This window comes from Microbulbifer variabilis ATCC 700307 (genome assembly GCF_000380565.1).
Taxonomy (GTDB): domain Bacteria; phylum Pseudomonadota; class Gammaproteobacteria; order Pseudomonadales; family Cellvibrionaceae; genus Microbulbifer; species Microbulbifer variabilis.
The window spans coordinates 157,380-171,498 of record NZ_AQYJ01000020.1 but is presented as its reverse complement, the minus strand read 5'-3'; the positions used below and the strand labels follow the sequence as shown (position 1 = coordinate 171,498).

At 52.3% G+C, this 14,119-nt stretch carries 13 protein-coding genes; 6 read left to right on the top strand and 7 right to left on the bottom strand.

The window, feature by feature from the left end; translation table 11 throughout:
• Positions 1 to 34: 34 nt before the first annotated feature.
• The gene (locus tag G367_RS0103035; RefSeq protein ID WP_020411622.1) at positions 35 to 1,126 is read left to right on the top strand and encodes a winged helix-turn-helix domain-containing protein; all 1,092 of its coding nucleotides are present in this window, start codon (positions 35 to 37) and stop codon (positions 1,124 to 1,126) included.
• Here G367_RS0103035 and G367_RS0103030 read toward each other — a convergent pair.
• From G367_RS0103030 to G367_RS24855, 6 genes are all read right to left on the bottom strand, one after another.
• On the bottom strand, positions 1,116 to 1,790 hold the full coding sequence (locus tag G367_RS0103030) for a DUF6515 family protein (RefSeq protein ID WP_020411621.1): 675 nt from the start codon (positions 1,788 to 1,790) through the stop codon (positions 1,116 to 1,118). The genes G367_RS0103035 and G367_RS0103030 overlap by 11 nt on opposite strands.
• Positions 1,791 to 1,898: 108 nt before the next feature.
• Entirely contained in the window at positions 1,899 to 2,768 is an 870-nt protein-coding gene (speB, locus tag G367_RS0103025) for an agmatinase (RefSeq protein WP_020411620.1), read from the bottom strand.
• 74 nt (positions 2,769 to 2,842) lie between these two features.
• Positions 2,843 to 4,036 carry a carboxynorspermidine decarboxylase gene (nspC, locus tag G367_RS0103020; RefSeq protein ID WP_020411619.1) on the bottom strand — a complete coding sequence of 398 codons (1,194 nt, stop codon included), beginning with the start codon at positions 4,034 to 4,036 and terminating at the stop codon, positions 2,843 to 2,845.
• Positions 4,037 to 4,110: 74 nt separating this feature from the next.
• Complete coding sequence (locus G367_RS0103015; protein WP_020411618.1) at positions 4,111 to 5,304, bottom strand: saccharopine dehydrogenase family protein; 1,194 nt, start codon at positions 5,302 to 5,304, stop codon at positions 4,111 to 4,113.
• Between the two features lie 57 nt (positions 5,305 to 5,361).
• On the bottom strand, positions 5,362 to 7,284 hold the full coding sequence (speA, locus tag G367_RS0103010; RefSeq protein ID WP_020411617.1) for a biosynthetic arginine decarboxylase: 1,923 nt from the start codon (positions 7,282 to 7,284) through the stop codon (positions 5,362 to 5,364).
• Between the two features lie 241 nt (positions 7,285 to 7,525).
• Entirely contained in the window at positions 7,526 to 8,227 is a 702-nt protein-coding gene (locus G367_RS24855; protein ID WP_020411616.1) for a DUF6515 family protein, read from the bottom strand.
• A 294-nt stretch (positions 8,228 to 8,521) separates the two neighbouring features.
• On the opposite strand from G367_RS24855, the gene panC reads away from it, so the two are divergent.
• Positions 8,522 to 9,370 carry a pantoate--beta-alanine ligase gene (gene panC / locus G367_RS0103000; RefSeq protein ID WP_020411615.1) on the top strand — a complete coding sequence of 283 codons (849 nt, stop codon included), beginning with the start codon at positions 8,522 to 8,524 and terminating at the stop codon, positions 9,368 to 9,370.
• A gap of 14 nt (positions 9,371 to 9,384) precedes the next feature.
• A complete protein-coding gene (panD, locus tag G367_RS0102995; RefSeq protein ID WP_020411614.1) occupies positions 9,385 to 9,771 on the top strand; it encodes an aspartate 1-decarboxylase in 387 nt (128 codons plus the stop codon).
• 44 nt (positions 9,772 to 9,815) lie between these two features.
• Here panD and G367_RS0102990 read toward each other — a convergent pair whose 3' ends face one another.
• Complete coding sequence (locus tag G367_RS0102990) at positions 9,816 to 10,733, bottom strand: polysaccharide deacetylase family protein (protein WP_020411613.1); 918 nt, start codon at positions 10,731 to 10,733, stop codon at positions 9,816 to 9,818.
• 180 nt (positions 10,734 to 10,913) lie between these two features.
• Between G367_RS0102990 and G367_RS0102985 the strand changes: the two genes are divergently transcribed.
• The 3 genes from G367_RS0102985 (at position 10,914) to acs (ending at position 14,003) form a co-directional block, all read left to right on the top strand.
• Entirely contained in the window at positions 10,914 to 11,399 is a 486-nt protein-coding gene (locus tag G367_RS0102985) for a 2-thiouracil desulfurase family protein (protein ID WP_026304903.1), read from the top strand.
• Positions 11,400 to 11,456: 57 nt separating this feature from the next.
• Entirely contained in the window at positions 11,457 to 11,822 is a 366-nt protein-coding gene (locus G367_RS0102980) for a cupin domain-containing protein (RefSeq protein ID WP_020411611.1), read from the top strand.
• Between the two features lie 243 nt (positions 11,823 to 12,065).
• Positions 12,066 to 14,003 (top strand): acetate--CoA ligase, encoded by a 1,938-nt coding sequence (gene acs / locus G367_RS0102975; RefSeq protein ID WP_020411610.1) that lies wholly within the window; start codon positions 12,066 to 12,068, stop codon positions 14,001 to 14,003.
• The last annotated feature ends 116 nt before the right edge of the window (positions 14,004 to 14,119 follow it).

Sequence of the window (14,119 nt, the reverse complement as noted above, 5' to 3'; positions counted from 1 at the left end):
GCTGCCGAGCATCGGGATCCAAGGGGGTCATATATTGTTATCCGAGCAAAAGATTCGCGCCTTGGTGCTGCAGAAACAGTTTATCCACAGCCCCTGGAATGAGGGACTTTCACGGCTATTGCAACACCTGGGCGCTTTACAGCTTGATGCTATCCAGCGAATTACCAGGGCCCACCATCACCAGCTTTACATTCGCTTGCCCCGTTACCGCGAATCACACCTGGCTGAAGCGGAGCAGCGTCGCGAAATTTTCGAATACTGGTCCCACGCCGCCGCCTATCTGCCAATGGCCCACTACCCCTATGCGCGGGTGCGTATGGATCGTATTCGCGCGGGCCAGCGCCACTGGTTTGAGAAAAACGCCAAGTTATGTCGCTATGTGCTGGATCGAGTGCGTGATGAAGGCGCTTTGCGGGCCAGTGATTTTGTGCGCACCAAAAGCGGGTGGTGGGAGTGGTCCGATGAAAAGAAAGCCCTTGAGCAGCTGTTTCACGAAGGTGAATTGATGGTCAGCCACCGTGAGGGCTTTCAAAAAGTCTTCGATCTTTCGGAGCGGATACTGCCGGCAAATACACTGACCCAAGCCGCTTCGAAGCTGGAATATGGCAGCCATCTGGTGCGCACTTTTCTTGGCTGCCAAGGTATTGGCCGCATCGAGGAAATTGCCTACCTGCGCCGGGAAGATAAACCTCTTATTCAGCTGGCAGCAGATAGCATGTTGGCGACTGGAGAGCTGACCCCCCATGGTAAAGAGCTGGTACTGACCGAACAGTTGGAGCAGAGCCTGGGGCGACCATCGCGCAAGGTGCGGCTTTTATCGCCTTTTGACCCTTTGATATTGCAGCGCAAGCGCTTGCGCCGCCTGTTTGGTTTTGAATACCAGCTGGAGTGCTATGTACCGGCGGCTAAGCGCCGTTACGGCTATTTCTGCCTGCCGATTTTATACGGAGACAGATTTGTGGGGCTCGTTGATCTGAAGGCTGACCGGGACGCGGGGTTGTTGCGGGTAGAGAGTCAGCACTGGAAAGAAAAGCCCGGCGTGTCTCTCGAGGCGAGTTACCACCGGGCTCTGGGGCAGTTTGCCCGCTTTCACGGGCTGGAAAGCGAAACAGCGCTTACAGCTTGACCACTACGTAGACTTCGCGACCATCGCGCTGGGTAGGCATAAAATAGTTACCGCCATAGCGGTAGTACTGAATGCCATTGATGATCTCAGCTGCATAACCTGTAGGTAGAGTTTCCACTACCTGGCCAGGCTGAAAACCGTCGGGGCCTGGATTTGGGGTGGCGGGAACTGTGGCTGGAGCGGGAGCCGGAGCCACTGTTGGGACGGCTACTACTGGCGCTGGAACCGGTACTACAGCGACGGGAGCCGGTGGTGCTACCACCACATAAGTACGGCTGGCAGGAACCCACTGGTAATAGGCATCAGCATATCGGTAGTAGGTCGCCCCCCCCACTTGAACCTGCACGGCTCTACTTGGCAGTGTTACAACTGAAGCACCCAGAGGCGCATTAACGACGACATAACCCCTTGGGCCATGGCGATAGAAGTGTCCACCGTGGTAGTAATAAGGGTGCCCGCCTACGGCAACGCGAACATGGCCCCTGGGCAATATGGGAGCGATAAACCCAACGGAAACACGGGGGCCGCGATAGTAGCCACCACCTCGGTGATGGTGGTGATCGCCCCCGCGCTCATAGCCGCGTGCATCTGCAGAGGGGCTAAATGCAAAAGCCGCCAGCGCAATGAAGGCACTGGCGCCAAGAACTAAATTCAACTTGTTCACAGTCTCTCCAGCGAAGTGATTACTCACATCGACATACTAACCCTTATTCTGACAGCAAAGACAGGATAATTGGTTAAGAATTGTCAAAGCGCCGGAGTGGAGCCTTGGTCAGCGGTTGCGCTGGATGATACCCATCAGTTTGTACATTAGCTGTGCAGCGGCGAAGTCGTAGGCATGAAAGCCCTCGATCGGCGCGAATTCAAGCAGATCGAAGCCAATTATCTCTCTTTGCTGTGCCACAGACTCGAACAAGTTGAGGGTTTGGTACCAGCCGAGGCCGCCGGGGACCGGAGTGCCGGTGGATGGGAAGACCGATGGATCCATACCATCTACATCCAGAGTAAAGAAGACTTTTTTGGGGAAATTGTCCGGTAACTGGAATTCCTGTATGTTGTTGGGTACCAGCTGGTGAGCGTCCAGGTACCCCACGTTGTAGTCCTTGCGCGCCTGCATCTCCTCTTCGCAGTAGGCACGAATTCCCAGCTGGAACAGGGGTACACCGGCCTCTACCACCAGGCGCATAACACTGGCATGGCTATGTTTATGGCCCTCATAGCGATCGCGCAAGTCGGCGTGGGCATCAATTTGCACTACGCCAAAGTCAGTTTCTCCGGCATCCAGCAGGCCTTTGATAATGCCCCAGGTCACTGAATGCTCGCCGCCGATGCCTACCGGCATTTTTCCCAGTGCCCGCACCTCCTTGGTGACTGTGGCGATATTATCCATCACCTGCTCTGCAGGACCGGAAACTGATACGGGTGGGCGGGTGTAGATGCCCAGATCACATGGATTGGAGAAGTTATCGAAAGTCTCCAGCTGCCAGGAGGCCTCGAGGATGGAGGCTGGGCCCTTCCCGGTACCACCGCCGTAAGAGACGGTTTCTTCATAGGGTATAGGGATGATATGAAAGAGCGCATCTTCCGGTTTCGGCTGCTCAATTTCGGAGCCGAGAAAAATGGGATAATTTTTTTCTGACATTAAATTTCGTTCCTCTGGCGGCTGGGTCGGGTCTCTGTGAGACCCACCGCATCTTAATCTCGATCGGCAGACGCTTAAGAGAGCCGTCCCTTGAAATCGTCGTAGTCAAAGCTTTTGATCATTTTCAGCTCGTCGGTTTCCGAGTTCCACAGGGCTATGGCAGGTAGGGGAATACCATTGAATGTGTTGGTTTTCACCATGGTGTAGTAAGCCATTTCCTCGAACACCAGGCGCTCTCCGACCCGGAGTGGATCGTGAAAACTGTACTCACCGATACTGTCTCCGGCCAGGCAGCTCTGTCCACCCAGGCGATAGGTGTGGGGCAGCTCACCGGGGCGTGCAGCACCGGTAATTTCAGGGCGGTATGGCATTTCCAGGACATCCGGCATATGGCAGGTTGCGGAGGCATCAAGAATGGCCAGATTCTGGCCATTCCAGGCGGTATCCACCACTTCTGCTACCAGAATGCCGGCAAATAGTGAGATGGCCTCACCCGGCTCAAGGTAAACCTGCACATCGTACTTGTTGGAAAAGCTGCGCACGGCTTCAACCAACTCATCCACCTGATAATCGCGGCGGGTGATATGGTGGCCGCCGCCGAAATTAATCCACTCCATCTGTGGAAGCAGATCGCCAAACTTTTCCTCCACCGCGGCGATGGTGCGCTCCAGTGGTTTGAAATCCTGCTCGCATAAGGTGTGGAAGTGCAGACCGCTGATACCTTCCAGGGATTCGTCTTCGAACAGGGAGCGCACTATGCCCAGGCGTGAGCAGGGAGCACAGGGGTCGTAGAGATCGGTGTGGCCCTCCGAGTGCTCAGGGTTGATACGCAAACCGAAGCGCAATTCCGGGCGCTGCTTTTGCATATCCAGGCACAGCTCCCGATAGCGCTTCCACTGGGAGAAGGAATTGAAGATTACATGGTGGGCAAACTGCAGTATTTCATGCAGCTCTTCATCTTTGTAGCCGGCACTGAATACATGTACTTCTTTGCCCTGGTCACGACCACCGTATTCTTCAAAGCCGAGCCTGGCCTCATACAACCCACTGGCGCAGGTGCCAGATAGGTACTCAGCCACGATCGGCCCTGTGCTGAACATGGAAAAGGCCTTGAGAGCGGCGAGTACCTTGGCTCCGCTGCGCTTCTGTACATCGGCGAGTACTGCCAGATTATCGCGCAAGGCAGTTTCATCGACGACAAAACAGGGGGAGGGTACGCGGTGGGGATCAAAGTGACCGAAATAATCTACGCGGGGAGTGAGGTCCATGGGTGGCGTTATATCCTGATGCGACGGGATGGGCACTGGCGCCCATCCCTAGGAGTATGCGGAAAAGTGCACAATTACTGGAAGGGTTTATCCAACCAGGTTTCCTGCCAGGGTAGGCCGTACTTATTCAAGTCGTCCATAAAGGGGTCTGGGTCCAACTGCTCCATATTCCATACACCCGGCTTCATCCACTTGCCCTCCATCATCATTTTGGCACCGATCATAGCGGGTACGCCGGTGGTGTAGGATATCGCCTGGGACTGCACTTCTTTGTAGCAATCCTGATGGTCGCAGGTGTTGTAGACGTAGTAGATCTTTTCTTTGCCGTCTTTGGTGCCCCGGATAATGTTGCCGATGCAGGTCTTGCCTTTGGTCAGCGGTCCCAGGCTGGCGGGATCAGGCAGCATGGCTTTGAGGAACTGGATAGGCACAATTTCCTGGCCCTGGAATTGCACTGGCTCGATGCTGGTCATGCCGACGTTTTGCAGTACTTCCAGGTGCTTCAGGTAGCTTTCCCCAAAGGTCATCCAGAAGCGCGCGCGCTCGATTTCGGGGAAGTGCTTGGACAGGGACTCAAGCTCTTCGTGATACAGCAGGTAGATGTCTTTGTCACCGATACCTTCTGGGAAGTTGAAGATACGTTTCTCTTCCATTGGTTTGGTGGTAACCCACTGGCCGTTCTCCCAGTAGCGACCGTTGGCGGTAATCTCGCGGATATTGATTTCCGGATTGAAATTAGTAGCGAACGGCAGGCCATGGTCGCCGGCATTACAGTCGAGAATATCCAGAGTTTGGATACGATCGAAATGGTGCTTCTTGGCGTAGGCGGTAAATACACTGGTTACACCGGGATCGAAACCGCTGCCCAGCAGTGCCATCAGGCCGGCCTTCTCGAACTTCTCCTGATAGGCCCACTGCCATTTGTATTCAAACTTGGCCTCTTCCGGCGGCTCGTAGTTGGCGGTGTCCAGGTAGTGCACGCCGGTTTCCAGGCAGGCATCCATGATGTGCAGATCCTGGTAAGGCAGGGCCACATTGATCACCATGTCCGGCTTCACTTTCTCGATCAATTTGACCAGCTCAGGTACGTTGTCTGCATCTACTTCGGCAGTATCGATTTTGCGCGGCAGCATGGCTGCAATCTTGTCACACTTGCTCTTGGTGCGACTGGCCAGGGTGATATTCTCAAATACATCCGCAACCTGGGCGCATTTGTGCGCAACAACCTGGCCGACGCCGCCGGCGCCGATGATCAGTACGTTGGCCATAAAGGTCTCCTCAATCTGCAGCTTTTCTTGCCGCTATCTTCTCAAAGGCGCAGGGCCTTATTTTTCAAAATAGGTGTAACCGCTCATGCTAGCGGTATAGGTCTGTAGGATCTGCTTGCGCTGCGCGGCGGTAATCAACCCCTGTTTTACCGCACGCTCCGCCAGGCGACGGAAGCGCTCGAACAGCACTTTGGGCTGGTATTCTACGTAACTCAGTACGTCTGAAATACTATCGCCGTGAATCTCGTGGCTGAAGTCGATACTGCCATCGTCCTGGATTCGCACGCTCACTACGTTAGTATCGCCAAACAGGTTGTGCAGGTCGCCAAGGGTTTCCTGATAGGCGCCGATCAGGAAGGTTCCGAGGATATAGTCCTCACCTTCCTTTAACTCGTGCAGGGGCAGAGTTTTCTGTTCTTTTTCGCGGCCAATAAAACGGTCGATCTTGCCGTCGCAGTCACAAGTGATATCGGCAATGATGGCTGAACGTGTCGGTGCTTCGTTCAAGCGGTGGACCGGCAGAAGAGGGAACACCTGGTCGATGGCCCAGATATCCGGCACCGATTGAAATACGCTCATATTCGCGTAGTAAATATCCGACAGAACTTCTGGTAGGGCCTGTAGATCCGCTGGGATTTCCTCAGCCTCATCGAGCAGTTTGCGAATTTCCTGGGCGCCCTGCAGGAACAGGTTTTCCGCATTGGCGCGTTCGCGCAGGCTCACCTGGCCATGCAGGTAAAGGGAGCGCAATTCATCGCGGTAATAGAGGGCATCGTTGTAGCTTTCCTGCAGGTTTTTTGGAGTGATATTGCGCACCGCATCCTGCAGGTTGAGTAGCATCTGGTGATCGTCGTCACTGATCTTGGTGTGTTCGAGCTCCACCGGTTCAAAACGGGTGGTATCGAGGATATCGAACAGCAACACTGAGGAGTATGCCACAGTGGCGCGACCGGACTCGGTAATAATCACCGGGTGTGCCACGCCCTCACTGTCGAGGGTGCCCATAATGGCTTCCACAACATCCACACAGTACTCATCCAGGGAATAGTTCTTGGAGTGTGTGTAGTTGGTTTTCGTGCCGTCGTAGTCCACTGCCAGGCCGCCGCCCAGGTCCAGGTAACCCATGGGGGCTCCTTCCTCCACAAGGTCGGCATAGTAGCGGCAGGCTTCCAGCACACCGGTGCGAATATCTCGGATATTCGGTACCTGTGAGCCCAGGTGGTAATGCAGTAGCTTGAGACAATCCAGCATATCGTGATTGCGCAATTGGTCGACCATGGCAATCAGGTCGTTACTGCCCAACCCGAAGATACTGCGGTCGCCGCTGGTGGCATTCCAATAGCCCCCCACTTTGGAGGCGAGTTTCACCCGCGCGCCGATATTGGGTCGTACCTGCTCGCGTTCCGCACAACGAATAATGGTCTCTACTTCGGAGGGGGTTTCCACTACAAAGAAAACCTGTATACCCAGGCGCTGTGCCTGCAGGCCGAGGTTAATGAATTCCTCGTCCTTGTAGCCGTTGCAGACAATCAGGGATTCGGTGTTATCCAGAATAGATAGCGCCGCAATTAGCTCCGCCTTGCTGCCGGCCTCCAGACCGTGGTTAAAGTGACTGCCAGCAGTGGCGATCTCCTCGATCACCTGACATTGCTGGTTCACTTTGATGGGGAAGACTCCACGGAATACGTTGCTGTAGCCACAGTTGTCGATAGCGCGAGCAAAGGATTCGTTGATGCGGGCGATCTGAGCATCGAGCAGGTTTTCGATACGCAATAACAGCGGCATGCCCAGGCCGCGTTCGGTGGCGCCGCGGGCAATCTCCATCAGGGAAACACTGTAGGACTCTCCGTTTTGGCCCTCTACCTGAACTGAAATTTCACCGTTTTCATTTAGATCGAAATAGCCGGCGCCCCAGTTGCGGATGCCGTAGAGTTCGGCCGAATCTTCGCAAGTCCAATCTTTTACTTGTTGCTGTTTCATGGCGCCTTTCTGTTGACCTTTGGCGGGCGCGAATCTTGGGCCCAGCAGGGCTGGAAAGCAATAACTATAGATAAAAAAACGCTAATTTTTGATACGGCAAAACCAAATGATTGCTCAGTCAATTTGAGAGGTATTTGCGTGCTGTGACAATGCTGAATTTTTGATCGGATTTGAGGGGTATGGAAGTAGGGGGAATAAAAAAGCGGCCCGAGGGCCGCAGGAGCGGGGGGGGGGTATTGGACTATAGCAGGCCGGGTCGTGGCACTACACGGTAACCGCGTCGTACATCGTCCCACAGATAGTAAGTATCGTAAGCGACGTAGTAGTTGTAGCCGCCGACAATCACGGTGAGTGCTGAGGCTGGCAAACTGTGTACTATGGCTCCATGGGGCGCATGGGTTACCACATAGCCGTGGGATGCCGGGCGGTAAAAAATACCCTCGCTGTAATAGAAGCCGGCTGCACCGATGCTAATACTGACGAAGTTGCGAGGCAGGTGGCGCCAGCGATAGCCATAACCATAGTGCGTCGGACGGTGGTGGGGGCGATGACCGCGATAACCGTGGCGGTAAAGGGGCCTATGAGCCGCGCGATGCCCATGCCGATGGCCTTTTCTGTGGCCTTTCTTGTAGCCTTTGTTGTAGCCATCATTGTAAGCATGGCGAATTTCGCGGCGATGTTTGCGTTCTTCCCTGCGCTGTTGTCTGCGCTGCTCTTTCTTGCGCTCCTGCCTGCGACGCTTTTTTTCCTGCTGGCGATCGTAGTGCTTATCGTGATGCTTTTTATGGCTGCGCTCAAAATGACGCTGCTCACGTTGAGCTCTCCCTTGCCCATGATGGTCGTGGTCGATTGCACGCTGGTATCCCTGGTTGACTTCGGACAGCGCTGGGGTTGCTATCAGCAGCAAGCCCGCAGTAGCGATGGCGGTAGCAAGGTGTCTCATGGCAGCACTCCCGAGCACGAGTGGCTCTGTTATGTCGTTTGAGGTCTTTTGTGTATCTTGGCGGGCAGTTTGCCTTGGCGGGTCTGAACACTTCCTGAACTGTAGGCAGACCTAGTCAAAAGAAAGGCAGCTGATGGGGGTGACTGATAATCCATTTGTCAATGTTTTCTCCAATCTGGGGAGTTGAGCGGTACACTCGTCGGAAACCTATAGATAGCGGCGATTTTTGCTCTGTTGAGACACCCGGTCGCAGCGAGTATTATGCCGCGCTGATTCACAGTGAGCGGTAGAGAGATGCAAGTCTTCCACCACGTAGCGAGCCTGCGCGAGACGCTGGCCAAAGCCCGCAGGGACGGCAAGACCGTTGGGTTCGTGCCTACGATGGGCAACCTTCACGATGCCCATATAGAACTGGTCAGGATTGCCCAGCAACATTGCGATCTGGTAGTGGTGTCTATCTTCGTTAACCGCCTGCAATTTGGCCTGAACGAGGATTGGGACAAGTATCCGCGTACCATGGAGCGGGATATGGCCAGGTTGCGCGAAGCCGGGTGTGATTTCCTGTTTCATCCTGATGAGAACGAAATCTACCCCAATGGCATGGATCAGCAGACCCGTGTGGTTTGCCCGGCTATGACCGATGTACTTTGTGGTGCCAGCCGTCCCGGTCACTTCGAAGGGGTGACGACGGTAGTGGCCAAGCTTTTCAATATTGTACAGCCGGATAAGGCCGTATTTGGCATCAAGGATTTCCAACAATTGGCGGTGATTCGCCGCATGGTGGAAGACCTGTGCATGCCAGTGGAAATTGTTGCGGCCCCGGTGCACCGGGAGGTGGATGGCCTGGCGATGAGTTCCCGCAATGGTTATATCACGGTGGATGAGAGGCCCAAGGTTTCTGTGTTGAACCAGTCGCTGAACTGGGCAAAAGACGAGATCATTGCGGGGCGTCGGGACTTTGCCGCCCTTGAAGAAGAGGCGCGCAAGCGTATAGAAGATAGCGGTTTTCGCGTAGATTATTTCTCCATCTGCTATAGCAAGGATTTACAGCCGGCGGCAGATGACGACAAACAAATTACGATTCTGGGAGCGATGTATACCAGCGCTGCACGCCTGATCGACAACGTTTCCCTGGAACTTTAAAGGGGCATCCAACTATGCAAATCGAAATGTTGAAGTGCAAACTGCATATGGCCGCGGTGACCCAGGCTGAACTCTGGTATGACGGCTCCTGCGCAATTGATGGAGAGCTGGTGGAGCTGGCCGGTCTGCGCGAATTCGAGAAAATCGATATTTATAATGTGAGTAATGGTGAGCGTTTTCATACCTATGTAATCCTGGCCGAGCGCGGCTCAGGAATCATCTCTATGAATGGGGCTGCAGCTCGCCGTGTCCAGGTGGGCGATCGTATTATTATCGCTTCCTATGCGCAGATGACCGAGGAACAGGCTGATAGCCATAAGCCCAAGCTGGTCTACCTGGATGAGAAAAACAAGGTTGAGCGCAGCACTAATACTATTCCGGTTCAGTTAGCGGAAGCCTGATTCTTCTCGCTACAGGGCGTTTTGCCCTGTAGCATCTCTGCCGCTTATTGACCAGACATTAATAACACTTCCTGTTTAAACCTCTTTTCCAGGTAGGACTCATCCAGGGTGTAATGCCAGAGGTTTTTCTTTTGTCCTTTAGCTAGAGCGATTTCGCCAATTCTGCCGGGGTTGTATTTAATTGGTTGACCGAGTTGGTAATCAGCGATGGGGTCCTGATAGGCCTCTTCCAAAGAAATTATTTCCCACCCCTCCAGCCTTAGTCGCTGAGCCAGATCGCCAATAAACAGTGCTGTGATATCCATTTCATGCAGCAATATTACGTGTTTGGGTGAACGTCCGAGATATTTAATTGCCATATCATCGTAGTAATTAATACTTGCCATAAGGACGTCGACATAAAAGTTGGAGAGTCTCTCCAAATCAACCGGATTCCCATCTTTCACTGCCGTTTGGAAAAGCTCTTCGATATACCAGTCGTAATTATTTAAGGTGATATAGGCATTGAGATAATTATGTTCCTGCAACAGGTTTCGCATGCCATCCCGTTTTTCGACAGTCTCCCCTTCGCGCAGGTAAGGGAAGCGAAAATAAGGCTTAAAATTATCAAATTGCTGGAGTAACTGGTGTGCCTGTAGAAACTCCTTCTGGTAGGTGGGTAGCTCTGTATTTAGAAAGTTTGGATGGCTGTGAGTGTGATTGCCAATAATATGTCCGGCTCTGTCGTATAGGCGCATTCGCTCCAAGCCTTCCTTGTCCAGGAACCGGGTATTGGAAAAAAAGGTCACTTTGCCAATCTGATGCTCTTTCAGGCTATCAATTAACGTTTTGGCTCGGGTTGGTCCATCAAAGTAGCCATCGGCTTTACGAGGGGCATCATCGAATGTAATTGCCAGTTGCTTGGCGTTAGCCACAGGGGTTGTTAACAGGCAGATTATCAACAATAAGATTGAACGCTGCATGATTTCTGTCTCTAATGAGTTTATGTATGGGCAGTTCGCTAGGACCGGTTTGACCTGTCTTGCTAATCAGGCTTTCTGTCTCAATCTGCTTGCCAGGCAACTTATCCTCACCATGTAATCTAAAGTACACTGACCATTGAACTGGATTCCCTATTGTGTCTTCTTTGACCGCAGGTGTTTATGACCCAAATACTAGTTAGTTCCTGCCTCCTGGGGTGTGCCGTGCGTTACAACGGTACTGATGTTGAGGTCTACAACAGTGATTTTGATTGGCTTGTGGAAACCCAGGAGATAGTTCCTCTGTGTCCGGAAGTTGCGGCCGGACTGCCTATTCCGAGAGAGCCGGCGGAGATCAGCGGTGGTAATGGAGCAGACATTTTAGCGGGTGCAGCCAGAGTTATAGGAAGCGAAAAAAAAGATTTAACCGACCAGTTTTTGTTGGGGGCTAAACTGGCCCTCAAATTATGTCGTCGACATAATATTCGTTATGCAGTGCTTACTGAAAATAGTCCGTCTTGCGGCAGCGGTTATATTTACGATGGCAGTTTTTCAGGAAAGAAAATAGTCGGTGTTGGTGTCGTATCTGCGCTTCTTGAAAAATCGGGAATACAGGTATTTAGCCAGCATACAGTGGGTATTCTCAGAGAACTTATCGGTTCTTCTTGACCAAATTGAGTTTTGAGCATAAATAAATTTAGACCAATGATAACTAGGCATCAAAAAGTGAGTTCTGAAGTTGTCAATTTTAAAGAAAAGCTGAGTCTTTTCTCGGAACACTGGTCCCCTAAGGTAATTGCCCAGATGAATGATTACCAGTTAAAACTGGTGAAAATCCAAGGGGAGTTTACCTGGCATGATCATCCCGATACCGATGAAGTATTTATTGTAATTTCGGGCAATATGGAGATTGAATTTCGTGATAGTGCCATTTCTCTGGGGCCCGGTGAGATGACAGTAGTGCCTAAAGGTGTGGAGCATAAACCTAAGGCTGAACAGGAATGTGAAGTCCTGCTGATTGAGCCCAAAGGGGTTGTTAATACCGGTGATGCCTGTGGAGAGTTAACTGCTGAAAATGATATCTGGATTTAATCGGTATCTGCATTTTCTGCAATAAACAGGCGATTTATTAACCGATTTTATTTCATTATCCTCTTTTTTGTTGTGGCTTTATCTTACAGGGCCTGCATAGAATTATCGCCTACCAATACACTGGGCTGTGAGATGTGGAGATTATTTCGCAGTGGCTATGTTATAAAGTGGCAAGAATAAAGCTCTAATAATTTCAGGTTTCTCTAAGCTGGCCTTGCTGCGCTAATAATAAAGGAGAGGATGATGTCTGAAGTGCATACCCGCCCGGTTCCCCCCAGTTTTGCTGCCAACGCGCTTATTAGCGCTGAAGACTACGAAAGAATGTACCGCCAATCGGTGGAGAGCCCAGAGGCATTTTGGGCGCAACAGGCCAAGGACTTTTTGCAGTGGGACAAGCCGTTTACGCAAGTTCTTGAGGAGGATCTGCACAAAGGCCACGCCGCCTGGTTCTCTGATGGTCAGTTAAACGTAACCGTGAACTGTATTGACCGACATCTGGCCAACCGTGGCGAGCAGACAGCGATTCTTTGGGAAGGGGATGATCCCGCGGACAGCAAGGCAATCAGCTATCAAAGCCTATACGAAAATGTGTGTCGGCTGGCCAACCTACTGAAGTCCCGAGGGGTTAAAAAAGGGGATCGGGTTTGTATCTATATGCCGATGATCCCCGAGGCAGCCTACGCTATGCTCGCCTGTGCCCGTATCGGTGCGGTGCACTCGGTCGTGTTTGGTGGCTTCTCCCCGGTATCCCTGAAAGATCGCATCCTCGATTCCGATTGTCACCTGGTGATTACTGCTGATGAAGCGGTCCGCGGCGGCAAGCGAGTGCCCCTGAAAGCCAATGTGGATAAAGCATTGGCAGACTGCCCCAATGTGCATACGGCGATAGTGGTTAAACATACGGGCACAGCGGTGGACTGGGACAGTAAGCGGGATATCTGGTATGCCGAGTCCGTGGTCGAAATGGAAAGTGACTGTCCGCCAGAAGTTATCGGCGCAGAGGACCCTCTCTTTATTTTGTATACCTCCGGATCTACTGGAAAGCCCAAGGGAGTTTTACACAACACTGCTGGCTATCTATTGATGGCCACTATGACTTTCAAATATGTATTCGATTACAAAGAGGGCGAGGTTTTTTGGTGTACTGCTGATGTTGGTTGGATCACAGGACACAGCTATATCGTCTATGGACCCCTGTGCGCTGGCGCTACGAGTTTAATGTTTGAGGGAGTACCCACTTACCCCGATGCATCCCGGTTCTGGCAGGTTGTAGATAAACACAAAGTAAATAGCTTTTACACGGCGCCGACAGCAATTCGCGCGCTGATGGGAGCCGGTGATAAATTTGTAACAGGTACGGATCGAAGCTCATTACGTCTGCTGGGTACCGTTGGTGAGCCGATTAATCCGGAGGCCTGGGAGTGGTACTACAAGGTAGTTGGCGATGAGCGCTGCCCAATTGTGGACACCTGGTGGCAGACTGAAACTGGTGCCCATATGATCACCCCTCTGCCTGGAGCTCTGGCACTTAAACCCGGCTCCGCTAGCAAGCCATTCTTTGGTGTCCAGCCGGCGCTTTTAGATGGGAACGGCAGGGAAATTCATGGTGTAGGTGAGGGTTCTTTGGTGATCAAGAGAAGCTGGCCCTCAATAATTCGTGGAGTTTACGGAGATCGCCAGCGCATGATCGATACCTATTTCTCCATGTATCCCGGTTATTACTTCACCGGCGATGGGGCGCGCAGGGATGAGGATGGCTACTACTGGATTACAGGCCGCATAGATGATGTATTGAATGTGTCCGGCCACCGCCTGGGCACTGCGGAAATTGAGAGTGCCCTGGTATTGCACAATGATACGGCGGAAGCGGCAGTCGTTGGCTATCCCCACGATATTAAGGGGCAGGGCATTTATGCTTTTGTTACTTTGAAGTCAGGGTGCCTTCCCTCTGATGCGCTACATCAGGAGCTGATAGATCTCTGTTCCAAAGAAATAGGTCCTATTGCCAAGCCCGATTTCATCCAGTGGGCACCTGGATTACCAAAAACCCGCTCGGGCAAAATTATGCGTCGTATTTTGCGTAAGATTGCTTGTAATGAGCTGGATAACTTGGGAGATACCTCCACACTCGCGGACCCTTCAGTAGTTGACGAGCTGGTAGAGCATCGCGAAAATCGCTAATAGAGACTTACCACATCAATGCTTTGATTAGTCGCCATAGCGCGCTGAGGCATAATGCAAAAGCCGGGTTTAGCCCGGCTTTTTTACTGGCAGTAAAAACAGCCATTTTATAGCTG

What these genes read in the sequence shown, in the direction of transcription:
- G367_RS0103015 (WP_020411618.1), bottom strand. Translation starts at nt 5,304, where the DNA reads ATGGCCAACGTACTGATCATCGGCGCCGGCGGCGTCGGCCAGGTTGTT.
- nspC (WP_020411619.1), bottom strand. Translation starts at nt 4,036, where the DNA reads ATGGACCTCACTCCCCGCGTAGATTATTTCGGTCACTTTGATCCCCAC.
- G367_RS0102990 (WP_020411613.1), bottom strand. Translation starts at nt 10,733, where the DNA reads ATGCAGCGTTCAATCTTATTGTTGATAATCTGCCTGTTAACAACCCCT.
- panC (WP_020411615.1), top strand. Translation starts at nt 8,522, where the DNA reads ATGCAAGTCTTCCACCACGTAGCGAGCCTGCGCGAGACGCTGGCCAAA.
- speB (WP_020411620.1), bottom strand. Translation starts at nt 2,768, where the DNA reads ATGTCAGAAAAAAATTATCCCATTTTTCTCGGCTCCGAAATTGAGCAG.
- G367_RS0102985 (WP_026304903.1), top strand. Translation starts at nt 10,914, where the DNA reads ATGACCCAAATACTAGTTAGTTCCTGCCTCCTGGGGTGTGCCGTGCGT.
- speA (WP_020411617.1), bottom strand. Translation starts at nt 7,284, where the DNA reads ATGAAACAGCAACAAGTAAAAGATTGGACTTGCGAAGATTCGGCCGAA.
- acs (WP_020411610.1), top strand. Translation starts at nt 12,066, where the DNA reads ATGTCTGAAGTGCATACCCGCCCGGTTCCCCCCAGTTTTGCTGCCAAC.
- panD (WP_020411614.1), top strand. Translation starts at nt 9,385, where the DNA reads ATGCAAATCGAAATGTTGAAGTGCAAACTGCATATGGCCGCGGTGACC.
- G367_RS24855 (WP_020411616.1), bottom strand. Translation starts at nt 8,227, where the DNA reads ATGAGACACCTTGCTACCGCCATCGCTACTGCGGGCTTGCTGCTGATA.